Genomic DNA, 21,399 nt, shown 5'->3' with positions numbered 1-21,399 from the left:
CCCGAGGGCGCACGGCAATTCACTGCAAAACGGAACGTATGGGATCCCCATCCCGGGTGCAATGACGTCATGGCCACGTGGCGCCCCCGTGTTCGATCAGGGCCGGTACTGTTCGGCGAATGAGCTCGCTTAATCTCGACGACTTCACCGATCTGATCGAGCGCCCCGACGGCGGGGTGCGTCGCGACGCCGAGGCGCGCCGGGAGCGTCAGATCGTGCCGCCCGGGGCGCTGGGCCGCCTCGACGACCTGGGCGAGTGGCTGGCGGCGGCGCAGTCGGCGGTACCGGTACGACCGGTCGAACGGCCGCGGGTCGTGCTGTTCGCCGGTGATCACGGGATCGCCGAACTGGGTGTCTCGGGGCGGGCCGCGGGCAGCGCCTCGGAGTTGGTGCGGGAGGTCCTGGAGGGCGGCCGCCCGGTGTCGATCCTCGCGCGGCGCCTCGGCGTGCCGGTGCGGGTCGTCGACATGGCGCTGGACTGCGATCCGGCCGAGCTGCCGGAGGATGTCGTACGGCATCGGGTGCGGCGCGGGAGCGGTCGTATCGACGTGGAGGACGCGCTGACCCCTGAGGAGGCGGAGGCCGCCTTCCGGGCCGGGGTCGCGGTGGCCGACGAGGAGGCCGACTCCGGGACCGATCTCGTGGTCCTCGGCGATGTGAGCGTGGGCGGGACCACGGCGGCCGGGGTGCTGGTCGCCGCGCTGTGCGGGACCGACGCGTCCGTCGTGACCGGGCGGGGCGGGACGGGGATCGACGACCTGGCGTGGATGCGCAAGTGCGCGGCGATCCGGGACGCGCTGCGGCGGGCTCGGCCGGTGCTCGGGGACCAGTTGCAGCTGCTGGCCACGGTGGGCGGGGCCGACCTCGCGGCGATCACCGGGTTCCTGCTGCAGAGCGCGGTGCGCAAGCTGCCCGTCGTCCTGGACGGGGTGGTCGTGGCCGCCTGTGCGCTGGTGGGGCAGCGGATCGCGTTCCGGGCGCCGGACTGGTGGCTGGCGGGGCAGAACGGCGGTGAGCCGGGGCAGTCGAAGGCGCTGGACCGGATGGCTCTGGAACCGCTGCTCGACCACGGCGTGACGGTCGGCGAGGGTGCGGGCGGGCTGCTGGCGCTGCCCCTGGTGCAGGCCGCGGCGGCGCTGGCCGCCGAGCTGCCCGAGAAGCCGGAGGAGCCCGAGAAGCCCGCGGTCTCCGAGGAGGAGCCGGAGAAGGTCTCCGACGAGGAGTAGTCGAGGACAGACGAGTGCCCTTGCGGCGGAATCACCGGCGCAAGGGGCATGATCGCCCTTCATGGGAGATGTCCGAGTTGCACCTGTTCGGGATGTCCGGTCCACCGGTGGCTCGCGGCGGGCCGCCGGATTCGCCGTCTGGTACCTGCGGGTCGTCGCGTTCGTCAACTTCCTCAGTGCGGTGTGGGTCACGCTGGGGCAGGACGTGCGGCGGCACAACCAGGAGGACTACTTCACGCCGTATCTGCTGACGGCGGGCTTCGCCTCCGGGGTGTTCACGGCCTTCCTCGCCATCACCATGCGGCGGCGCAAGCGCGCGGCGTGGATCCTGAACCTGGTGCTGTCGGGGGCGTTCCTCGCGCTGTTCGTCCTCGCGATGGCGTTTCCGGAGATCCGGCGGTACGCGCAGAACTGGATCTCCCTGTTCCTCACCGCCGCCTTCGTGGTGGCCCTGCTCGTCGGCCGACGGGAGTTCTACGCCAAGGGCGACCGGTCCAACCCGCGGCTCGCCGCCGCCGTGGCCGTGGGCGGACTGCTCGTGTGCTCGCTGCTGGCCGCGTTGCTGGTGACCGTCACCAACAAGGCGTCGAGGTCCTCGTCCTTCGCGGAGCGGTGGTGGTACGGCACGCTGCGGCTGGTCTCGGTCGCCGCCGACGACTCCCGCTTCGACGGCATCCTGACGCCGAACTGGGTGAACGTCGTCATCAACGTGCTCAGCACGGTCCTCGTCCTCGCCGTCCTCTACGCCGCCTTCCGCTCCCGGCGCGCCCTCGACCCGCTCACCGAGGACGACGAGCGGCGCCTGCGGGAACTGCTGGCGCGGCAAGGCGAGCGGGACTCCCTCGGGTACTTCGCGCTGCGCAGGGAGAAGAGCGTCATCTGGTCGCCGACCCGGAAGGCGGCCGTCACCTACCGGGTCGTCAGCGGGGTCTCCCTCGCGTCCGGTGATCCGATCGGCGACCCGGAGGCCTGGCCGGGGGCGATCGAGCCGTGGCTCGCCGAGGCGCGGGCGCACGGGTGGCTGCCGGCGGTGATGGGCGCGGGCGAGGACGCGGGGACCGTGTACGCGCGGCACGGCCTGAACGCGCTAGAGCTGGGCGACGAGGCGATCGTCGAGGTCGCCGAGTTCACGCTGGAGGGCCGTGCGATGCGGACCGTCCGGCAGGCCTACAACCGGGTCAAGCGGGCCGGTTACACCGTGCGGATCCGGCGTCACGAGGACATCCCGGCCGCGGAGATGGAGGCGCTCGTACGGCGGGCCGACGACTGGCGGGACGGGGCCACCGAGCGCGGGTTCAGCATGGCGCTGGGGCGGCTCGGGGATCCGGAGGACGGCCGGTGCGTGGCCCTGGAGTGCAGCGACGCCGACGGGGAGCTGAAGGCGGTGCTCTCCTTCGTGCCGTGGGGGCCGCACGGGCTCTCCCTCGACCTCATGCGCCGGGACCGCGACGCGGACAACGGCCTCATGGAGTTCATGGTCATCGAGCTGCTGAACCGGGCCCAGGAGATCCAGATCACCCAGGTCTCGCTCAACTTCGCGATGTTCCGTTCGGTCTTCGAACGTGGTGCACGTCTTGGCGCCGGGCCGGTGCTGCGGCTGTGGCGGTCGCTGCTCAGCTTCTTCTCCCGCTGGTGGCAGATCGAGTCCCTGTACCGGGCCAACGCCAAGTACCGGCCCATCTGGGAGCCGCGGTTCCTGCTCTTCGAGAAGAGCGCGGACCTGCCGCGCATCGGCATCGCCTCCGCCCGCGCGGAGGGGTTCCTGGAGGTGCCGGGGCTGCCGAGGTGGCTGCGGCGCAAGGAGCACCTGAGTACACACAGATGAGGACCGTGGGATGAGGGCCGTGGGATGAGGGCCGTGGGATGAAGACGCTCGCCCGCTGGGCCCGCGCGGAGTGGGGTGAGCTGTACGTCACCGTGCGCGGACAGCTGCTGCGGCGGAGGTGGCGGGCGGTCCCCCTGGCGGCCGTGGCGGCCGTGTGTCTGACGGCGGCCCTGCATTTCGTGCACAACCAGTCGTGGGGCTACGGCTTCGTCCAGGACGTCGGTGCCGTACGCGCCGCGGATCCCCTGTGGCTGGCCCTGCTCCGCACTCCCCTCTCCCTGTTCGTGCCGGCCCTGGACCTACCGGTGTGGGGCGCGCTGGCACAGATCCTGTTCGTGTTCGGGCTCGCCGAGATCTGTCTGGGCCGGTGGCGGATGCTCACCCTGGCGTACGCGGCCACGCTCGCCGGCACGCTGTACGCGCGCGTGGGCATCTGGCTGGGCCCCGACAGCCCGCTCGGCCTGCCCGCCTCGGACGCCCACGTCGTCGACACCGGCCCGTCGGCGGCCGTGGTGGGCCTCGCCGTCTTCCTCGGCTGGCGCTACGGCGCACGGGTCACCGCGGGTGCCGTGATCGCGGCGATGGTGGTCGAGGTGCTGGTGAAGGAGAACCTCGCCGGCAGGGAACACGTGGCGGCGATCGCCACGATGCTCGCGCTGTGCGCCCTCTCGGCGGCCCGTCAACGACGTACCCGGGACCGGGACGGGCTCAGCTCCGGCGCGCCACGCCCCGGCCCCTGATCCGACAGTCACCCGAGGCGGCAGATCTCCGCCCCACCTGAGCGCCCGGCGCCCAGCACCGGACCCCGGCTGCCGCGGCAGGCGCCTCAAGGGCCGTCTCAACACCGCACGCCCCACCCCTGGCCCCGTCCACCGCCACTGGCCCCTCACCAGCAGACGCCCACGACCCGCCAGGACCTCCGCCCTGCCACCCGCCGCCTGAACGGCGAAGAACAGCGCCTGCAGGTTGATCGCGATGTGCTGGTTGAACAGCTCGGGCGGGGTGTCGAGGAGCGCGCCGGGAGGTGAGCCCGGCGGTGTTCACCAGGCAGTAGACCCGGCCGTACATGTCGACGACCCGAGTGACGGACGCCTTGGCCTGCTGCGCGTCGGCGAAGTCGGCGCGCACGAACAGCGCCTAGCCGCCGACCGCCACAACACACCGCGCCCCACACCCGTCCCGGCCACTTCCGCCAGCCCCTGACAACGGGCAGACACCCCCGACCCGCCAGGATCTCCACCCGCCAACACCGCGCGCGCCCACTCGATCCCGCCCACCCCCGCCACACGGCGAACGACCCCGACCGGCCGAGGCCCTCACCCCGACTCAACAACCCGCGCCCCGCCAAACCCACGAGGCCGGCAGACGCGCCCGCGCCCCCTCAGCGCCCGAGCGGTCGTGCCGGGTCCGGCTTGCCGCCGATCAGGTCCTGGAACTTGCGGCGGGGGCCCGACCAGCGTTTGTCGCGGTGGTAGGCGCGGAGCATGGCCCGGGCTCGGGCGCGCGGGCGGCGGGCGTAGAAGCGGCGGGCCCAAGCGGAGTCGGGGCGGGCCAGCCGGATCACCCCGATGAGCCCGACGAGCGGGACGATCACGCTGAAGATCGCCATCCGGGTCTTGCCCTTGAACAGGACGAGCATCGCGAAGAGGAAGTTGACCACCACACTGCTGATGACGCCGCCCCGGTCCTGCGCCTCGCCCTGCGTCACGTCGTTGACGCCGAACGGCGAGAACCCAGCGAGCACCAGGCCGACCAGCGCCACGGTGAGGACGACGACCTCGACGCTCTTGCGGCCCTCCTCGCTCCAGTACACGTCGTCGAGGTGCAGGATCAGCGCGAACTCGTCCAGCACCAGACCCGCGCCGATCCCGAACACGACCGCGCACAACCCCGCCCCGAAGCCGTGTTGCCCGCTGGCGACCGCGCCGAAGCCGCCGATGACGGTGAGGACGACTCCCGGCACCACGTGGTGGATGTGCACTCCGCCGGAACTGACGTTGCCGAAGGGCCCCTTGCCCGCCCGGATGAGCCGGGTGATGGCCCGCGTGATCAGGAAGGTCAGCACGAACGCGGTCAGGGCGAGGAGCAGCGGCAGTTTGCCGGGTTCGACGATGTTGCGGTGCAGCCAGTGGCCCATGGACCCAGTGTCGGCTCGGCAGGGGCGGGCCGCCCGGTGGCCACGGCGTCCGGGCTACCCTGCCGACGTGTCCATGACCCCGCCCCCGCTCGACGGCCTCCGCTTCGCCTTCGGCACGCTCAGCGTGCTCCCCGTGAAGGTGACCCGCTGGGACCGGGAGGCGGCACGCGGCGGAATGCTGTGCGCCCCGCTGGTCGGGGTGGTGCTGGGCGGGCTGTCGGCCGCTCTGGGCCTCCTGCTGCTGGTCCTGGGCGCCTCCGGACTGCTCGCCGCGGTCGCCACGGTGGCCGTACCGGCGGTCCTCACGCGGGGCCTGCACCTCGACGGCCTCGCGGACACCGCCGACGGCCTGGGCAGCGGCAGGCCCGCCGAGGACGCCCTGCGGATCATGAAGCAGTCGGACATCGGCCCGTTCGGGGTGATCGCCCTCGTCCTCGTGCTCCTCGCCCAGGTGGCCGCGCTGTCGCAGCTGTACGGCGACTCGTGGGCGCGGGGTGCGGCGGCGGCCGTGGTCTCGGCGACGGCCGCGCGCCTGGCCCTGACCCTCGCGGCCCGCACCGGGGTCCCGCCGGCCCGGCCGGAGGGGCTGGGGGCCGCGGTGGCCGGAGTCGTCCCGGTCCGGGGCGCGGTGCTGACCGCCGCCGCCGTGATGCTGGGGGCGGCCGGGGCGGGGGCGCTCCTCGGGTCGTACGACGTCGTCCGCGCGGTCCTCGCGGTGGCCGCCGCCGTGGGAGTCGCCGAGTTGCTCCTGCGGCACTGCACGCGCCGCTTCGGTGGAGTGACCGGTGACGTGTTCGGCGGGTTGGCGGAGACGGCGGCGACGACGGCGCTGGTCATCCTGTCGATGGACTTCTAGCAGGCCTCGCGCCATACCCCGAGCTCGTACTTCTTCAGCATCGAACTCAGCTTCAGCCGCCGGGACTCGGCGCAGAAGCGGCTGGTGGGGAGTTCGTACTCGACGTGGAAGACCGCCTTGTCCGCCTTGATGAACGGTTCCGTGTCCCCGCACTCGCGGTACTGCGCGCACTGCTCGTTGACCGCGAAGTCGAAGTCCCGCACCAGCTCCGGGATCTGGTCGAGGTCGTTCTTCAGGCCGACCGACAGGCCGCGGTCGTGGGCCAGTCGCGCGATCAGGCGGTTGTAGCGGAGCTGGTCCGCCGCGGTCAGTTCGAAGCCCGTGCGGTTCTTGTAGCCGTCCATGTTGTCCGGCTCCACCGCGTCGAAGCCCTTCTCGCGGCACATGTCGAGGCGGTCCGCCATCAGCGGTTCCAGGACGTCCGTGGCGCGGATGTCGAGCCAGCGCTCCCCCTCCCAGCCGTTGCCGCGCCCGATCACCGACTTGGGGAACTTGCCCGCGTCGGGCCGCCAGTCCTCGAACGCGCCTGTGGAGAGGTAGCAGATGACCTTGCGGCCCCTGTCGTGCAGCGCCGACACCACGGCCTCGGACTGGTCGAAGCCGTCGATGTCGTACACCGGCACGTCCACGGACGTGTCGACGCGGCCGCTCAACTGCCACTGCCAGGCGATGCCGGGGCGGGGCCGCCAACGGGAGCCGCCGGACCCGGAGTCGGGGGCGGAGTCGGGGGCGGTCGAGCATCCGGCCACCAGGAGGAGCAGGGTGACGAGGAGGAGAGGGCGTTTCAACGGACGGGCTCCAAGGGGGTGTGGCGGGGTACCCGGGAATGATCTCCCGCGCCGCAGCCGGAGGTACGCTCGCCCGACCCGAGCGTAGGCTCGTCCCGGGTGGTCGCCGACAGGGGTGAAGGCCCCGATCGGGATCCGCATTCGGAGACGAAATAGGGTCGGCCGTCGGGCCCGGTCGACCCACCCGCTCGACCCACGAAACTTCACATCGGAAGCGAGAATTCACCACCGTGACTGCTCTCACTCTCAGCACCTCCGCGGCGCCCGGCCTGCGGGCCGACGCGATCGTGATCGGTGTCGCCAAGGGCGCGAAAGGCCCGGTCGTGGCGCCGGGCGCCGAAGCCGTGGACAAGGCCTACGACGGCCGGCTCGCCGGTGTCCTGGAGACCCTCGGTGCCTCCGGCGCCGAGGGCGAGGTGACGAAGCTGCCCGCGCCCTCCGGCCTCAAGGCCCCTCTCGTGGTGGCGGTCGGCCTGGGCGCCGAGCCCGAGAAGGACTCCTCCTTCGACCCGGAGGTGCTGCGCAAGGCCGCCGGTGTCGCCGCCCGCGCGCTGACCGGCTCGAAGAAGGCCGCGTTCGCGCTGCCGCTGGGCGACGCCGCCGACCTCGGCGCGGTCGCCGAGGGCGTGCTGCTCGGGGCGTACTCCTTCACCACCTACAAGGAGAACGCGCCTTCGAAGAACGACGCCAGGGCGAAGAACGGCAAGGCCCCGCTGGCCGAGGCCGCGCTGCTGGGCGGCAAGCCGCGGGACGCCGCACACAAGGCCGCGCTGGCCCGGGCCGTCGCGGTCGCCGAGGAGCTCAACCGCGCGCGCGACCTCATCAACATGCCGCCGAACGACCTGAACCCCGAGGCCTTCGCCGCGATCGTGCAGGCCGCGGGCAAGGAGCACGGCCTCAAGGTGCAGGTGCTCGACGTGAAGGCCCTGGAGAAGGGCGGCTACGGCGGCATCCTCGGCGTCGGCGCGGGGTCGGCGTCGGGGCCGCGGCTGGTGAAGCTGTCGTACACCTCGTCCAAGGCGAAGAAGCACCTCGCGCTGGTCGGCAAGGGGATCACCTACGACTCGGGCGGTATCTCGCTGAAGCCGGCGGGCCACAACGAGACGATGAAGTGCGACATGAGCGGGGCGGCGGCGGTGTTCGCGGCCGTGGTCTCGGCCGCGCGACTGGGTCTCGAGGTCAATGTGACCGGGTGGCTGGCGCTGGCCGAGAACATGCCGTCGGGGTCCGCCACGCGGCCCGGTGACGTGCTGCGCATGTACAGCGGCAAGACGGTGGAGGTACTCAACACCGACGCCGAGGGCCGGCTGGTGCTCGCGGACGCCCTGTGGGCGGCGTCGGCGGAGAAGCCGGACGCGATCGTGGACGTGGCGACGCTGACCGGCGCGATGATGCTCGCGCTGGGCAGCCGGACGTTCGGGATCATGGCCAACGACGACGCCTTCCGTACCGCGGTGCACGAGGCCGCCGAGGAGGTCGGGGAGCCGGCGTGGCCCATGCCGCTGCCGGAGCACCTGCGCAAGGGGATGGACTCCCCCACCGCCGACATCGCGAACATGGGTGAGCGGATGGGCGGCGGACTGGTCGCCGGGCTCTTCCTGCGGGAGTTCGTGGGCGAGGGCATCCCGTGGGCGCACCTCGACATCGCGGGGCCGGCGTTCAACGACGGTGGGCCGTTCGGGTACACGCCGAAGGGCGGGACCGGGACCGCGGTGCGTACGTTGGTGCGGCTCGCCGAGTTGACTGCCGCGGGTGACCTGGGCTGACGGTCGCCCAGCAGCTCGGCTCCTGAGGGGCGTGGGCGACTGCGGGCCCGTCGTGGCTCGTCGCGCAGTTCCCCGCGCCCCTTGCGTGTCTCACCGGGCCCCTGGTCGAAAGTCTCACCGGGCCTTGCCTTCACATGTGAGCGTGTGGTGTCTCACACCCCGGCCCGGCGTCTCGTTCAGGGCTGACAAGTGCGAAGATGGGGCTCGGCAGGACAGGGCCCCCACACAGGGCCGAAGAAAGAGCGGCCGGACACCAGCCGCCGCCCGGTCACTGGAGACCGGCGTACGGCGCACATGCATGGAGGACGTGACGTGGCGAACGACGCCAGCACCGTTTTCGACCTAGTGATCCTCGGCGGTGGTAGTGGCGGTTACGCCGCGGCCCTGCGCGGGGCGCAGCTGGGGCTTGACGTCGCCCTGATCGAGAAGGACAAGGTCGGCGGTACCTGCCTGCACCGGGGATGCATCCCCACCAAGGCCCTGCTGCACGCGGGCGAGATCGCCGACCAGGCCCGCGAGAGCGAGCAGTTCGGTGTGAAGACCACCTTCGAGGGCATCGACATCGCCGGGGTGCACAAGTACAAGGACGGCGTGATCGCCGGCCTGTACAAGGGCCTCCAGGGTCTCGTCGCCTCCCGGAAGGTGACGTACATCGAGGGTGAGGGACGGCTCTCCTCCCCCACCTCCGTCGATGTGAACGGCCAGCGTGTCCAGGGCCGCCACGTCCTCCTCGCGACCGGCTCCGTGCCGAAGTCGCTGCCCGGCCTGGAGATCGACGGCAACCGGATCATCTCCTCGGACCACGCCCTCGTCCTGGACCGCGTGCCGAAGTCTGCGATCGTCCTCGGCGGCGGTGTCATCGGCGTCGAGTTCGCCTCCGCCTGGAAGTCGTTCGGGACCGACATCACGATCATCGAGGGCCTCAAGCACCTCGCCCCGCTCGAGGACGAGAACTCCTCCAAGCTTCTTGAGCGCGCGTTCCGCAAGCGCGGGATCAAGTTCAACCTGGGCACCTTCTTCCAGAAGGCCGAGTACACCCAGGACGGTGTCAAGGTCACCCTCGCCGACGGCAAGGAGTTCGAGGCCGAGCTGCTGCTGGTGGCCGTCGGCCGCGGGCCCGTCTCCGCCGGTCTCGGCTACGAGGAGCAGGGCGTCGCGATGGACCGCGGCTACGTCCTGGTCGACGAGTACATGCGCACCAACGTCCCGACCATCTCCGCCGTCGGTGACCTGGTCCCCACGCTCCAGCTCGCGCACGTCGGCTTCGCCGAGGGCATCCTGGTCGCGGAGCGTCTGGCCGGTCTGAAGACCGTTCCGATCGACTACGACGGTGTCCCGCGGGTGACGTACTGCCACCCCGAGGTCGCCTCCGTGGGCATCACCGAGGCCAAGGCCAAGGAGATCTACGGCGCGGACAAGGTTGTCGCTCTGAAGTACAACCTGGCGGGCAACGGCAAGAGCAAGATCCTCAACACCTCGGGCGAGATCAAGCTCGTCCAGGTGAAGGACGGTGCCGTGGTCGGCGTCCACATGGTCGGCGACCGCATGGGCGAGCAGGTCGGCGAGGCCCAGCTGATCTACAACTGGGAAGCGCTGCCGGCCGAGGTCGCCCAGCTCATCCACGCCCACCCGACGCAGAGCGAGGCGCTCGGCGAGGCCCACCTGGCCCTGGCGGGCAAGCCGCTGCACTCGCACGACTGACCCTCGGTCGTAGCACGTCGTAGCGACGACTCAGACTTCCGCAATTCGTAAGGAGCAACCGAAACCATGGCGGTTTCCGTAACCCTTCCGGCGCTCGGCGAGAGCGTCACCGAGGGCACCGTCACCCGCTGGCTGAAGGCCGAGGGTGAGCGTGTAGAGGCCGACGAGCCGCTGCTCGAGGTGTCGACCGACAAGGTCGACACCGAGATCCCCTCCCCCGCCGCCGGCGTCCTGGCCTCCATCAAGGTCGCCGAGGACGAGACGGTCGAGGTCGGCGCCGAGCTGGCCGTCATCGACGACGGCACCGGTGCGGCTGACGCCGCCCCGCCTGTGGCTGAGGCCACAGAGCCCGCCCCCGAGCCGGCCGCGGCCGCGCCGTCCACCGAGCAGGCCGCTCCGGCGCCCGCTCCCACCGCCGAGGCCGCCACCGGCGGCGGTTCCGCCGAGGGCACGGACGTCGTCCTGCCCGCGCTCGGCGAGTCCGTCACCGAGGGCACCGTCACCCGGTGGCTGAAGGAGGTCGGCGAGGAGGTCGCGGAGGACGAGCCCCTGCTCGAGGTCTCCACCGACAAGGTCGACACCGAGATTCCGGCGCCGGTCGCCGGTGTCCTGCTGGAGATCGTGGTCGGTGAGGACGAGACCGCCGAGGTCGGCGCCAAGCTCGCCGTCATCGGCGCCCCGGGTGCGGCTCCGGCCGCTGCCCCGGCCCCCGCCGCCCCGGCCCCGGCTGCCGAGGCCCCCGCCCCGGCTCCGGCTCCCGCCCCCGCGGCTCCGGCACCCGCTCCGGCCCCGGCCCCGGCCCCGCAGGCGCCCTCGGCTCCGGCCCCGCAGCAGCAGACGGCTCCGGCTCCCGACCCGGCGCCCGCCGCTCCGGCTCCGGCGCCCGCCCCGGTCACCCCGGCCCCGGCTCCGGCCGCGACCTCCGGTGACGACGGCGCCTACGTGACCCCGCTGGTGCGCAAGCTCGCCGCCGAGAACGGCGTCGACCTGGCCGGCGTCAAGGGCACCGGCGTCGGTGGCCGTATCCGCAAGCAGGACGTCGTCGCCGCCGCCGAGGCCGCGAAGGCCGCCGCTGCTCCGGCTCCGGCCGCTGCCGCCGCCGCTCCGGCCGCCGCCGCCAAGAAGGCGCCGTCCCTGGAGGCCTCTCCCCTCCGTGGCCAGACCGTCAAGATGCCGCGCATCCGCAAGGTCATCGGCGACAACATGGTCAAGGCGCTGCACGAGCAGGCGCAGCTGTCCTCGGTGGTCGAGGTCGACGTCACCCGCCTGATGAAGCTGCGCGCCCGTGCCAAGGACGCGTTCGCGGCCCGTGAGGGCGTCAAGCTCTCCCCGATGCCGTTCTTCGTCAAGGCGGCGGCCCAGGCACTGAAGGCGCACGCGCCGATCAACGCCAGGATCAACGAGGGCGAAGGCACGATCACCTACTTCGACACCGAGAACATCGGTATCGCGGTGGACTCCGAGAAGGGCCTGATGACCCCGGTCATCAAGCACGCCGGTGACCTCAACATCGCCGGTATCGCCAAGGCCACCGCCGAGCTCGCGGGCAAGGTCCGGGCGAACAAGATCACGCCCGACGAGCTGTCCGGCGCGACCTTCACCATCTCCAACACCGGTTCGCGCGGTGCGCTCTTCGACACGATCATCGTGCCGCCGGGCCAGGTCGCGATCCTCGGCATCGGTGCCACGGTCAAGCGGCCGGCGGTCATCGAGACCGAGGAGGGCACGGTCATCGGCATCCGCGACATGACCTACCTGACCCTCTCCTACGACCACCGTCTGGTGGACGGCGCCGACGCGGCCCGTTACCTGACCGCGGTCAAGGCGATCCTGGAGGCGGGCGAGTTCGAGGTCGAGCTCGGCCTGTAAGCCACCCGGTTCTGCGCGGTGCCCCCGTCCGGAGTTCTCCGGGCGGGGGCACCGTCGTCTCATCGGGGCGTCAGCGTCCTGTCCGACCAGCCCCACAGCTGCTCCACCCACACGTTCGGGACGGACAGCGCGGGTGCGGGCGTCAGGTGCTTGGTGCGGTACGCCTTCAGGACGTCGTAGGTGGCGTCCAGGCAGTCCCGCGAGGTGAGCTTCCCGGTCCTCGGATCGACGCCGACGAGGAAACCGCGGGCCTCGACGTCACGGATCCGTGCCCGGGCCCGGTTCACGTCGTGGGTCGAGGACCTGGTGCAGCGATAGCGGCTGTAGGGGTGGTCGGAGGTGCCGGGGTAGTGGGCGTCCGTGCTCATCTCGCTGAGCATGCGTGCGTACGACCCCTCGGCGTGCCAGGCCCCGATGTCGCCGCCCGGCGGGGTGTAGAGCTTTGCGCTGGGGTTCTCGACGGCGCCGTAGACCCAGCGGCCGGTGCCCGGGACCTTGAAGCCCCAGCCGACGTGGCCGAACCTCTGGGCGCCGTCGGGCTTGATGAACACACAGGCCGCGCCCCTGCTCGGGGCCGCGGCCGCCATCCCCGTGAGTGCTTCCGTGCTGCTCGGCCTCGCGTCGGCCGTCGCTCGTGCGGCCGAATGCCCGCAGCCGGCCACGCCGACGAGCGCGCCGATCACGGCCGCGACCGCCAGTCCCCGTCGTCCCCCGATGTCCATGCGTCCCCCTGCGGTGCCAAGGGGTGCCCCGTGCGGAAACCCCCTGCCGAACGCGACACTTGCCGGGGCTTCGGGGTTCCGCGTCTTGACAGAAGTCGTGCGGCTGGGAGCGTGTAAGCCTCGTCTCACCTGCATGAAAGCGCCCCCGTGCGCCCCTCCCGGACGGGCCCTCGGCCTTATTGTCTTTACGTCAAACGCCCTTAAGGAGCTCTCATGACCGCGCCCGTCGTCCACTCGCTGCGCGAACAGATCCGCGAGCACATCGTGGAGGGGATCGTCAGCGGGCGCTGGCAGCCGGGCGAGCGGATCGTGGAGCGCCGCATCGCGACCGAGCTGGAGGTCAGCCAGACGCCGGTGCGGGAGGCACTGCGCGAACTGGAGTCGCTGCGGCTGATCGAGTCCGCGCCGAACAAGGGCGTACGGGTGCGGAACCTGACGGCGGCCGACCTGGAGGAGAGCTACCCGGTCCGGGCCGGTCTGGAGGCGATCGCGGCGGAGCTGGCGGCGGAGCGGCTGGCGCAGGACTGCTCGGCCCTGGAGCCGCATGTCGCCGCGCTGTACGAGGCGGACCGCGACTCCGACGGCACCGGCCAGGTGCGGCACACGGTGGGATTCCACCGCGAGCTGGTGCGGGCGGCCGGCAACTCGGTGCTGCTGCACACCTGGGAGGGCCTGGGCATCGAGGTGTTCACCGCCCTGTCGATCCGCTGGCTGGGGACGGTCCAGCAGTCGTACGCGGAGGAGCACGAGGAGCTGGTGGCCGCGTTCAAGCGCCGGGATCCGCGGATCCCCGAGATCGTGAAGGCACACGTCCTGGGGTGCGCGCCGCGGGCCTGACGCGGTCGAGCCTGGCGCAGTCGAGCACACCTGCGCTCACCTGCGGAAACTCTTCGAAAATCCTTCGAAAACAAGGCACCCGGTGTCTCCCGTCGAGGCACCCCGTGCCTACTTTCTCGTCATCGAGAAGTTTTGCCCCTCAACCCTTTGATCGATCATCGATCAGCGAGTTATTGTCGCCGACGGGTCCTTACCGGGGCCCTCCGCCCTGTCCTGCCAAAGACAAAGGGCACCCCCGAACCCTTACAGATGAGGGAACCCCCTTCGACTGAGGAAGGCGGCGACATGACCGACCCCAACGCCATCCAGCCGAGCGAGCTCGACCAGCTCCCCGACCGGGACCCCGAGGAGACCGCCGAATGGCAGGCCTCCCTGGACGCGGTCGCCAAGGCGGCCGGCCCGCACCGTGCCGCGTACCTGATGCGCCGCACACTGGAGAGGGCGGAGGGCAACGGCATCGCGCTGCCGAAGCTCCTCGAGACGGACTACGTCAACACCATCCCCACCGCCGCCGAGCCGGGCCTGCCCGGTGACCCGGAGATGGAGGCCCGCATCACCGCGTGGAACCGCTGGAACGCGGCCGCGATGGTGACCCGGGGCAGCAAATACGGCGTCGGCGGCCACATCGCCACCTTCGCCTCCGCGGCCTGGCTGTACGAGACCGGCTTCAACCACTTCTTCAAGGGCAAGGAGGCCGACGGGTCCGGCGACCAGCTCTACATCCAGGGCCACGCCTCCCCCGGCATCTACGCCCGCGCCTTCCTCGACGGCCGCCTGGACGAGCACCAGCTCGACAACTTCCGCCGTGAATCGGGCGGCAACGGCCTCCCGTCGTACCCGCACCCCCGCCGCCTGCCCTGGCTGTGGGAGTTCCCGACGGTGTCGATGGGCCTCGGCCCGCTCTCCGCGATCTACCAGGCGCGCTTCAACCGCTACCTGACGGCCCGCGGCATCAAGGACGTCTCCGACTCCCACGTCTGGGCCTTCCTCGGCGACGGCGAGATGGACGAGCCGGAGTCCACGGCGGCACTCGCACTCGCGAGCCGCGAGGGCCTCGACAACCTGACCTTCGTCATCAACTGCAACCTCCAGCGTCTCGACGGCCCGGTCCGCGCGAACTTCAAGATCGTGCAGGAGCTGGAGGCCCAGTTCCGCGGCGCCGGCTGGAACGTGGTCAAGTCGCTGTGGGGCAACGCCTGGGACGAGCTGTTCCAGCTGGACACCACGGGCGCGCTCGTACGGCGGCTGCGCGAGGTACCCGACGCGCAGGTGCAGACGTACCAGACGCGCGACGCCGCCTACATCCGCCAGGACTTCTTCGGCAAGGACCCGGCGCTCGTCGAGATGGCGAAGCTGCTGTCCGACGACAAGATCCTGGAGTGCTTCCACCTGTCCCGCGGTGGCCACGAGGCGCGCAAGGTGTACGCCGCCTACAAGGCCGCCGTCGAGTTCAAGGGCGCGCCGACCGTGATCCTGGCCCAGACGGTCAAGGGCCACACCCTCGGCGAGGGCTTCGCGTCGAAGAACGCCAACCACCAGATGAAGAAGCTCTCGGTGGACGAGTTCAAGACGATGCGCGACCTTCTCGAACTGCCCATCAAGGACAGCGACTTCGTCGACGGCGTGGTCCCCTACGGCCACCCCGGCGCCGACTCCCCGGAGGTCCGCTACCTCCAGGAGTGCCGCGCGGCCCTCGGCGGCCCGGCCCCGGCCCGCCGGGTGCACCCGGTGGCCCCGCTGCCCGCCCCCGCGGAGAAGGCCTTCGCCTCCTTCGACAAGGGTTCCGGTCAGCAGAACGTCGCGACCACGATGGCCTTCGTGCGGCTCATCAAGGACCTGGTCCGCGACAAGGAGACCGGCAGGCGCTGGGTGCCGATCGTCCCCGACGAGGCGCGCACCTTCGGCATGGAGTCGCTGTTCCCGTCGCTCGGGATCTACTCCCCCAAGGGCCAGACGTACGAGCCGGTCGACCGCGACCAGCTGATGTACTACAAGGAGGCCCAGAACGGCCAGATCCTCAACGAGGGGATCACCGAGGCCGGTTCGATGGCCGACTTCATCGCCGCATCGACGTCGTACGCGACGCACGGCGAGGCGATGATCCCGTTCTACATCTTCTACTCGATGTTCGGCTGGCAGCGCACGGCCGACCAGATGTGGCAGCTCGGCGACCAGCTCGGCCGCGGCTTCCTCGTCGGCGCCACGGCAGGCCGTACGACGCTGACGGGCGAGGGCCTTCAGCACGCGGACGGTCACTCGCCGGTGATCGCGGCGACGAACCCGGCGGCGCTGACGTACGACCCGGCGTTCGCGTACGAGGTCGCCACGATCGTGCGCGACGGCATCCGCCGCATGTACGGCGAGGCGGCCCCCGGCGAGGACCCGAACGTCTTCTACTACCTGACGGTCTACAACGAGCCGCTTCCGCAGCCCGCCAAGCCGTCCGGCCTCGGCATCGACGAGGGCATCGTCAAGGGCCTGTACCGCTTCAACACGGCGGAGTCCGCGGGCCTGTCCCCGGCCGCGAACGCGCCCCGCATCCAGCTCCTCGGCTCCGGCACGGCGATCCACTGGGTGCTGAAGGCGCAGCGGATGCTCGCCGAGGAGTGGGGCGTGGCCGCCGACGTGTGGTCGGCGACGTCCTGGACGGAACTCCGCCGTGACGCGCTGGAGGCCGACGCCGGCCTGCTGCGCGGCGAGGAGCGGGTGCCGTACGTCCGCCAGGCGCTGCACGGCGCGGAGGGCCCGGTCCTCGCGGTCTCCGACTACATGCGCCAGGTCCCCGACCAGATCGCGCAGTGGGTCGAACAGGACTGGTCCTCGCTCGGCGCGGACGGCTTCGGCCTCTCCGACACCCGCGAGGGCGCCCGCCGCCACTTCGGTGTCGACGCCGAGTCGGTCGTCGTCGCGGCCCTGGCCCAGCTGGCCCGCCGCGGCGAGGTCCAGGCGACGGCGGTGAAGGAAGCACGGGAGAAGTACGGGCTGTGAGGGCCTGAGCTTCGACGCTCGCGGTGAAGGGGTACGGCGGCCGCCGTGCCCCTTCGCTGTCAGTGGGCCCCGGCATCATGGCCGTATGCGCGCTGCCCGGCTCATCAAGATGGTGCTCTTGCTCCAGTCCCGGCCCTCCATGACCGCCGCCGAGCTGGCGCGGGAACTGGAGGTGTCGGAGCGGACGGTGACGCGGGACGCGCAGGCGCTGTCGGAGGCGGGGGTCCCGGTGTACGCGGACCGGGGGCGGGCCGGAGGGTACCGGCTGATCGGCGGGTACCGTACCCGGCTGACCGGGCTGGCCCGCGGTGAGGCCGAGGCGTTGTTCCTGTCCGGGGTGCCGGGGGCGCTGCGCGAGATGGGACTGGAGGACGCCGCCTCCGCCGCCCGGCTGAAGGTGTCCGCCGCGCTGCTCCCCTCCCTCAGCGACGCCTCCCGTACGGCCGCCCAGCGCTTCCATCTCGACGCGCCCAACTGGTTCACCGAGCCGAAGTCCCCCGAACTGCTGCCCGTCGTCGCCGACGCGGTGTGGGACGACCGACGGGTCACCGCGCGCTACCGGGGCCGGGAGGGCGAGGTGGAGCGGGAGCTGGAGCCGTACGGGCTCGTGCTCAAGGCGGGTGTCTGGTACCTGTGCGCGCGGGTCTCCGAGGGCGGCTCCTTCCGGGTGTACCGCATCGACCGGTTCACGGCGGTGACGGCCGCCGGGGAACGGTTCGAGCGCGACGAGGAGTTCGACCTGCCCGGCTTCTGGGAGGAGCGCGCCGAACAGTTCGCCCGCTCGATCCTGCGGGCCGAGGTCGTCGTCCGGTTGTCCGGGGCGGGGGCGCGCGCACTGCCGTACGCCGTCGATCCCGCCGCGGCCCGGGAGGTGCTGGCGACCGCCGGCCCGCCGGACGACGAGGGGTGGGTGACGGTGACCCTACCGGTGGAGTCCGAGGAGGTCGCCCACGCGCAGCTCGCCTCGCTGGGGCCGGAGGTGGAGGTGCTGGCTCCGGGGAGTCTGCGGGCACGGTTCGCGAGGGACGCCGTACGTCTGGCGAGGCTGTACGAGAAGTGAAGGTCTCTGTTCGGGACATAACAATCCGCCGCACTCCACGTGCGCCGTACCCCTCCAGGCCCGATGCTGGACCCGTGATGGACGAGACGGAGTTCTGGGAGCTGGTGGACGCCACCCGCGAGGCCGCCGAGGGCGACCCGGAGGAACAAGCCGACCTGCTCGTGGACCGGCTGCTGGCGCTGGACCCGGAGATGGTCCTCGACTTCGCCCGTCACTTCGAGGCCCGCTTCAACCGCGCGTACACCTGGGACTTGTGGGGCGCCGCCTGGATCCTGCTGGACGGGGCGAGCGACGACGCCTTCGACTTCTTCCGGTGCTGGCTGATCGGCCAGGGCCGCGAGGTGTACGAGGGCGGTGTGCACGACCCCGACTCGCTCGCCGACCTGCTGGCCGACTTCGACGAGGAGATCGACGGCGACGGCGAGGAACTGGGCTACGCGGCCGACGAGGCCTACGAGCAGCTCACCGGTACCGTCGCTCCCGATCTGGGTATCCCGCCCGGGGCCTCCGAGCCGCTCGGCGCGCCGGTCGACCTGGAGAGCGACCGGGTGCTGGCGGAGCGGTATCCCAAGCTGTGGGAGCGGTTCAGGGGCTGAGCCCCCGTCAGCCCGCCCGCCGCGGTCAGGCGGCCGTCGTGGCCCTGCGCCGGGTCGTGTCCGCCGGGATGTACGCCTGCGTCCGGTCGGCCCGCACCGCGTGGTGCATCGGAGCCGCGTTGGCCTGGTCGAGCGCGGACGCGGTGACGGCGGCCGGACCGAGGACCACGGCCGCGACGGCGCAGACCACCGCCCAGGGGCCGCGTGCGGTCCGGATCCAGCCGTCGGGCTTCTCCGGGGTGTTCATGTGACTGCTGTTCATCTCTTCCCCACCTCCAGTCAGTGCGTGTGCCTGACGATAGGGCGGCTGTTTCGGCGTGGCCCTTGAGTCGCCTACGAGAAACCTGTGAGGGCTCGGGCTCTTGACCCCTGCCGTGACTCCCGGCTTACCGTGGCCGCCCCGAACAGGAGCACCCCGCCCATGACCAGCCCGTACGTGCGCGAGATCACGCGCGAGGACCATCTCGCCCACCTGCGGCTGCACTCCGACGCGAGCCATCTCCAGATCCCCGAGTGGGCCGAGGTGAAGCCCGACTGGCTGGCGGAGAGCGTCGGCTGGTTCGAGGGCGAGGCGAGGATCGCGACGGCACTGGTCCTGTACCGGCCGTTGCCCGGCACCCGGCGCTGTCTCGCCTATCTCCCCGACGGGCCCACGATCGACTGGCACGGCCCGCGCCCGGAGCGCCTGCTGGATCCCCTGGTCGCCCACCTGGAGAAGCGCGGGGCGTTCTCGGTGCGGATCGGGCCGCCCGTCGTCGTCCGGCACTGGGACGCCGAGACGGTCACCGCGGGCATCGCCGACCCCGACGTACGCCATGTGCGCGAGCTGCCCGCGGCAGGCGTCGACGGGTTCGCGCTGGACGCCGGGGAACGGCTGCGCGGGCTCGGGTGGCGGCGGTGCGCGGAGGACGAGGACAGCGGCTTCGGCCTCGGCCAGCCGCGGTACGGCTGTCACATCCCGCTCGCGGGCCGCTCGGTGGACGAACTGCGCGCGGCCCTCGCACCGCACTTCGAGCAGTCCCTGCGCACGGCCGAGTCGGCGGGCGTCCGGGTCTCCTGGGGCACGGCCGCCGACCTGCCCGACTTCTACCGCCTCTACGCCGCGACCGCCGCCCGCGACGGCTTCCGGGCCCGTCCGCCGGCCTACTTCCGGGGCATGTGGGAGGCCCTGAACGCCGAGGACCCCGACCGGCTGCGGCTCTATCTCGCCGAGTACGACGGTGAGGTGCTCTCCGCCGCGCTGATGATCAACGTCGGCTCCCGGGTCTGGCACTCCTACGCCGCGTCCGGCCGCCGGGGGCGGGAACTGCGGCCCAGCAGCGCGCTGTTGTGGCGGATGCTGTGCGATGCGCGGGCGGCCGGTGCCGCGACGTACGACCTGCGGTCCGTCACGCCCTCCCTCGACGAGGACCGTCTGCTGGGCCGGCTCCGGTTCAAGACGGGGGCGGGAGGCCGGGTCGTGGAGTACCTCGGCGAGTGGGAACGGCCGGTGGGGCTCCAGGGGCGGGTGCTGCAGCGGGCGTTGGGGGTGTATCTCGGCCGCAGGTGACCCGCGGCGCTCGGCGGGTCAGGTCCTGCCCTGGAGGCGGGCCGCCCGCTTCCTCATCTCCGGCAGCAGGGCCTTGAGGGCGGCGCCGGGGCAGGTCGTCATGTAGGCGTCGCCGTGCGCCGCGAGGGCGGGCAGCGCGGCGACGGTGCCTTTGGGGTAGCGGCTGAGGCTGTTGCTGGAGGTGAGACGGACGGTGGTGCGCGGGTCGATGTGGGCGAGGCCGAGTTTCCAGGCGACCAGGGCGGCGATCGCGTCGGTCATCGCGCGCGGGACGCGGGCGCCCGCGGTGAAGGTGCCGAGGGCGGCGATGCCCGCCGTGCGGTGGTTGAAGCCCAGGGTGTGGGCGCCGGTGACGGGGCGGTCGACGCCGCCCGCACGGCCCTCGTAGATGGTGCCGCAGCGGTCGACGAGAAAGTTGTAGCCGATGTCGTCCCAGTCCCGGGCGCCGATCTGACCGGCGGCGAGGTAGCGGATGATGCGGGGCGCGTCGGCGCAGTCGTAGTCGTTGGGCGAGTCGGTGTGGTGCACGAAGACCGCGAGCACCCTGTCGTCGTAGTGCGGGGGCGGCGGGGTGCGGGCGGCGCTGTTCGCCTCCCCGCCGACGGCCCACACCGACCTCGGCACGATGTGCGGCCTGACCGCGGCGTGCGGGACCACCCCGTGCCGGGCCACGGCGGCGCCCTGCGCGGACCTGTCCGAGACCGCGTCCTCGATACCGGTGACGCACAACACGAGCACGAGAACGACGGCGAGTCCCGGGAGGCAGGCGAGGAACGGGAGGAGCGGGCGGGGGACACGGGGGGCCGGTGGGGGGGTCGGGGGCGCTCCGCCCCGCTCCGGGGTGCCCGCACGCCCGACGAACCCTGAGGAGCGGCCGGACCCCGCGGAGCCGACGTGGGGTGCAGGGCTCACTGAGTGCGAGGTTTCGCCCGAGGGCGTGCGGGCCGGTGGCTCTGGGGGACGTCCGGGGCCCGGCGTGGGGCTCACCGAGGGCGCGGACGCCTGCCGGGACCCTCGCTCAGCGGGGGCGACGGGGTCGGCGGGCGACGGGGACCGGTCCGGGCTCGCGGAGCCCCCGGAGACGGGTTCACCCGACGACGTAGGAGCCTGCCGGGCGGAGGGACGGCCAGAGCCTGCCGACTGGATCACCGAGGGCGCAGGCGTTTGCCGGGCCCCCTGCTCGGCGGGGACGCCGGGGCGGCCGGGCGACGGGGACCGGCCCGGGGCCGCGGAGGTCCCGGAGACGGGTTCACCCGACGACATAGGGGTCGGCGAATCTGGTGGACGTCCGGGGCCCGGCGTGGGCCCCGGCCGCGCCGGGGGACGGCCAGAGCCTGCCGACTGGATCACCGAGGGCGCAGCCACCTGCCGGGACCCCCGCTCGGCGGGGACGCCGGGGCCCGTGGCCGCAGAGGTCCCGGGGCCCGGCGTGGGCCCCGGCCGGGCCGGGGGACGGCCGGAGCCCGCAGGCCGGATCAC

General features: G+C 72.2%; 17 protein-coding genes and 1 pseudogene. 12 read left to right on the top strand and 6 right to left on the bottom strand.

The window, feature by feature from the left end; translation table 11 throughout:
• Positions 1-119: 119 nt before the first annotated feature.
• The 3 genes from cobT (at position 120) to ABZT02_RS09760 (ending at position 3,791) form a co-directional block, all read left to right on the top strand.
• Positions 120-1,226, top strand: a complete 1,107-nt coding sequence (gene cobT / locus ABZT02_RS09770) for a nicotinate-nucleotide--dimethylbenzimidazole phosphoribosyltransferase (protein WP_356015994.1) — start codon at positions 120-122, stop codon at positions 1,224-1,226.
• A gap of 61 nt (positions 1,227-1,287) precedes the next feature.
• On the top strand, positions 1,288-3,051 hold the full coding sequence (locus ABZT02_RS09765; RefSeq protein WP_356015992.1) for a phosphatidylglycerol lysyltransferase domain-containing protein: 1,764 nt from the start codon (positions 1,288-1,290) through the stop codon (positions 3,049-3,051).
• 38 nt (positions 3,052-3,089) lie between these two features.
• Positions 3,090-3,791: a hypothetical protein gene (locus ABZT02_RS09760; protein WP_356015990.1), complete on the top strand. Its 702-nt coding sequence runs from the start codon at positions 3,090-3,092 to the stop codon at positions 3,789-3,791.
• A gap of 192 nt (positions 3,792-3,983) precedes the next feature.
• On the opposite strand, the pseudogene ABZT02_RS09755 reads toward ABZT02_RS09760, so the two are convergent.
• Both ABZT02_RS09755 and ABZT02_RS09750 read right to left on the bottom strand, forming a co-directional pair.
• Positions 3,984-4,188: pseudogene (locus tag ABZT02_RS09755) on the bottom strand (SDR family NAD(P)-dependent oxidoreductase); the annotation flags it as partial.
• Positions 4,189-4,432: 244 nt separating this feature from the next.
• On the bottom strand, positions 4,433-5,188 hold the full coding sequence (locus tag ABZT02_RS09750) for a hypothetical protein (RefSeq protein WP_356015988.1): 756 nt from the start codon (positions 5,186-5,188) through the stop codon (positions 4,433-4,435).
• 73 nt (positions 5,189-5,261) lie between these two features.
• Between ABZT02_RS09750 and ABZT02_RS09745 the strand changes: the two genes are divergently transcribed.
• On the top strand, positions 5,262-6,044 hold the full coding sequence (locus tag ABZT02_RS09745) for an adenosylcobinamide-GDP ribazoletransferase (protein WP_356016330.1): 783 nt from the start codon (positions 5,262-5,264) through the stop codon (positions 6,042-6,044).
• On the opposite strand, the gene ABZT02_RS09740 is transcribed toward ABZT02_RS09745, so the two are convergent.
• Positions 6,041-6,832 carry an endo alpha-1,4 polygalactosaminidase gene (locus ABZT02_RS09740; RefSeq protein WP_356015987.1) on the bottom strand — a complete coding sequence of 264 codons (792 nt, stop codon included), beginning with the start codon at positions 6,830-6,832 and terminating at the stop codon, positions 6,041-6,043. The genes ABZT02_RS09745 and ABZT02_RS09740 overlap by 4 nt on opposite strands.
• Before the next feature lie 230 nt (positions 6,833-7,062).
• Here ABZT02_RS09740 and ABZT02_RS09735 point away from each other — a divergent pair, with 230 nt between their 5' ends.
• The 3 genes from ABZT02_RS09735 (at position 7,063) to sucB (ending at position 12,168) form a co-directional block, all read left to right on the top strand.
• A complete protein-coding gene (locus ABZT02_RS09735; protein WP_356015985.1) occupies positions 7,063-8,598 on the top strand; it encodes a leucyl aminopeptidase in 1,536 nt (511 codons plus the stop codon).
• A gap of 312 nt (positions 8,599-8,910) precedes the next feature.
• Positions 8,911-10,299 carry a dihydrolipoyl dehydrogenase gene (lpdA, locus tag ABZT02_RS09730; RefSeq protein ID WP_174269101.1) on the top strand — a complete coding sequence of 463 codons (1,389 nt, stop codon included), beginning with the start codon at positions 8,911-8,913 and terminating at the stop codon, positions 10,297-10,299.
• Between the two features lie 66 nt (positions 10,300-10,365).
• Entirely contained in the window at positions 10,366-12,168 is a 1,803-nt protein-coding gene (gene sucB / locus ABZT02_RS09725; protein WP_356015983.1) for a 2-oxoglutarate dehydrogenase, E2 component, dihydrolipoamide succinyltransferase, read from the top strand.
• Between the two features lie 59 nt (positions 12,169-12,227).
• Here sucB and ABZT02_RS09720 read toward each other — a convergent pair whose 3' ends face one another.
• Positions 12,228-12,890 carry a hypothetical protein gene (locus ABZT02_RS09720; protein ID WP_356015981.1) on the bottom strand — a complete coding sequence of 221 codons (663 nt, stop codon included), beginning with the start codon at positions 12,888-12,890 and terminating at the stop codon, positions 12,228-12,230.
• 213 nt (positions 12,891-13,103) lie between these two features.
• On the opposite strand from ABZT02_RS09720, the gene ABZT02_RS09715 reads away from it, so the two are divergent.
• The 4 genes from ABZT02_RS09715 to ABZT02_RS09700 all read left to right on the top strand — a co-directional run bounded on the left by ABZT02_RS09715 (position 13,104) and on the right by ABZT02_RS09700 (position 18,371).
• On the top strand, positions 13,104-13,727 hold the full coding sequence (locus ABZT02_RS09715; protein ID WP_020115869.1) for a GntR family transcriptional regulator: 624 nt from the start codon (positions 13,104-13,106) through the stop codon (positions 13,725-13,727).
• Between the two features lie 285 nt (positions 13,728-14,012).
• The gene (aceE, locus tag ABZT02_RS09710) at positions 14,013-16,715 is read left to right on the top strand and encodes a pyruvate dehydrogenase (acetyl-transferring), homodimeric type (protein WP_356015978.1); all 2,703 of its coding nucleotides are present in this window, start codon (positions 14,013-14,015) and stop codon (positions 16,713-16,715) included.
• 85 nt (positions 16,716-16,800) lie between these two features.
• A complete protein-coding gene (locus ABZT02_RS09705) occupies positions 16,801-17,775 on the top strand; it encodes a YafY family protein (protein ID WP_356015976.1) in 975 nt (324 codons plus the stop codon).
• A 77-nt stretch (positions 17,776-17,852) separates the two neighbouring features.
• Positions 17,853-18,371 (top strand): DUF4240 domain-containing protein, encoded by a 519-nt coding sequence (locus tag ABZT02_RS09700; protein ID WP_356016329.1) that lies wholly within the window; start codon positions 17,853-17,855, stop codon positions 18,369-18,371.
• A 25-nt stretch (positions 18,372-18,396) separates the two neighbouring features.
• Here the strand turns inward: ABZT02_RS09700 and ABZT02_RS09695 are convergent, their stop codons facing one another.
• Positions 18,397-18,633: a hypothetical protein gene (locus ABZT02_RS09695; RefSeq protein WP_356015974.1), complete on the bottom strand. Its 237-nt coding sequence runs from the start codon at positions 18,631-18,633 to the stop codon at positions 18,397-18,399.
• A 159-nt stretch (positions 18,634-18,792) separates the two neighbouring features.
• Between ABZT02_RS09695 and ABZT02_RS09690 the strand changes: the two genes are divergently transcribed.
• On the top strand, positions 18,793-19,920 hold the full coding sequence (locus ABZT02_RS09690) for a peptidoglycan bridge formation glycyltransferase FemA/FemB family protein (protein WP_356015972.1): 1,128 nt from the start codon (positions 18,793-18,795) through the stop codon (positions 19,918-19,920).
• An 18-nt stretch (positions 19,921-19,938) separates the two neighbouring features.
• On the opposite strand, the gene ABZT02_RS09685 is transcribed toward ABZT02_RS09690, so the two are convergent.
• On the bottom strand, positions 19,939-20,658 hold the full coding sequence (locus ABZT02_RS09685; protein ID WP_356015970.1) for a peptidoglycan recognition protein: 720 nt from the start codon (positions 20,656-20,658) through the stop codon (positions 19,939-19,941).
• Positions 20,659-21,399 lie beyond the last annotated feature (741 nt).

Origin of the sequence: Streptomyces sp. NPDC005402 (genome assembly GCF_040606575.1) — a bacterium.
In the GTDB taxonomy this organism is placed as follows: Bacteria; Actinomycetota; Actinomycetes; order Streptomycetales; family Streptomycetaceae; genus Streptomyces.
Note: the sequence above shows the minus strand (reverse complement) of the source record. Positions and strands in the feature narration are given on the sequence as shown.

Excerpts from the sequence above, each read along its gene's own strand:
- cobT (WP_356015994.1), top strand. The coding sequence starts at position 120 with ATGAGCTCGCTTAATCTCGACGACTTCACCGATCTGATCGAGCGCCCC.
- ABZT02_RS09765 (WP_356015992.1), top strand. The coding sequence starts at position 1,288 with ATGGGAGATGTCCGAGTTGCACCTGTTCGGGATGTCCGGTCCACCGGT.
- ABZT02_RS09760 (WP_356015990.1), top strand. The coding sequence starts at position 3,090 with ATGAAGACGCTCGCCCGCTGGGCCCGCGCGGAGTGGGGTGAGCTGTAC.
- ABZT02_RS09750 (WP_356015988.1), bottom strand. The coding sequence starts at position 5,188 with ATGGGCCACTGGCTGCACCGCAACATCGTCGAACCCGGCAAACTGCCG.
- ABZT02_RS09745 (WP_356016330.1), top strand. The coding sequence starts at position 5,262 with ATGACCCCGCCCCCGCTCGACGGCCTCCGCTTCGCCTTCGGCACGCTC.
- sucB (WP_356015983.1), top strand. The coding sequence starts at position 10,366 with ATGGCGGTTTCCGTAACCCTTCCGGCGCTCGGCGAGAGCGTCACCGAG.
- ABZT02_RS09720 (WP_356015981.1), bottom strand. The coding sequence starts at position 12,890 with ATGGACATCGGGGGACGACGGGGACTGGCGGTCGCGGCCGTGATCGGC.
- ABZT02_RS09715 (WP_020115869.1), top strand. The coding sequence starts at position 13,104 with ATGACCGCGCCCGTCGTCCACTCGCTGCGCGAACAGATCCGCGAGCAC.
- aceE (WP_356015978.1), top strand. The coding sequence starts at position 14,013 with ATGACCGACCCCAACGCCATCCAGCCGAGCGAGCTCGACCAGCTCCCC.
- ABZT02_RS09705 (WP_356015976.1), top strand. The coding sequence starts at position 16,801 with ATGCGCGCTGCCCGGCTCATCAAGATGGTGCTCTTGCTCCAGTCCCGG.
- ABZT02_RS09700 (WP_356016329.1), top strand. The coding sequence starts at position 17,853 with ATGGACGAGACGGAGTTCTGGGAGCTGGTGGACGCCACCCGCGAGGCC.
- ABZT02_RS09695 (WP_356015974.1), bottom strand. The coding sequence starts at position 18,633 with ATGAACAGCAGTCACATGAACACCCCGGAGAAGCCCGACGGCTGGATC.
- ABZT02_RS09690 (WP_356015972.1), top strand. The coding sequence starts at position 18,793 with ATGACCAGCCCGTACGTGCGCGAGATCACGCGCGAGGACCATCTCGCC.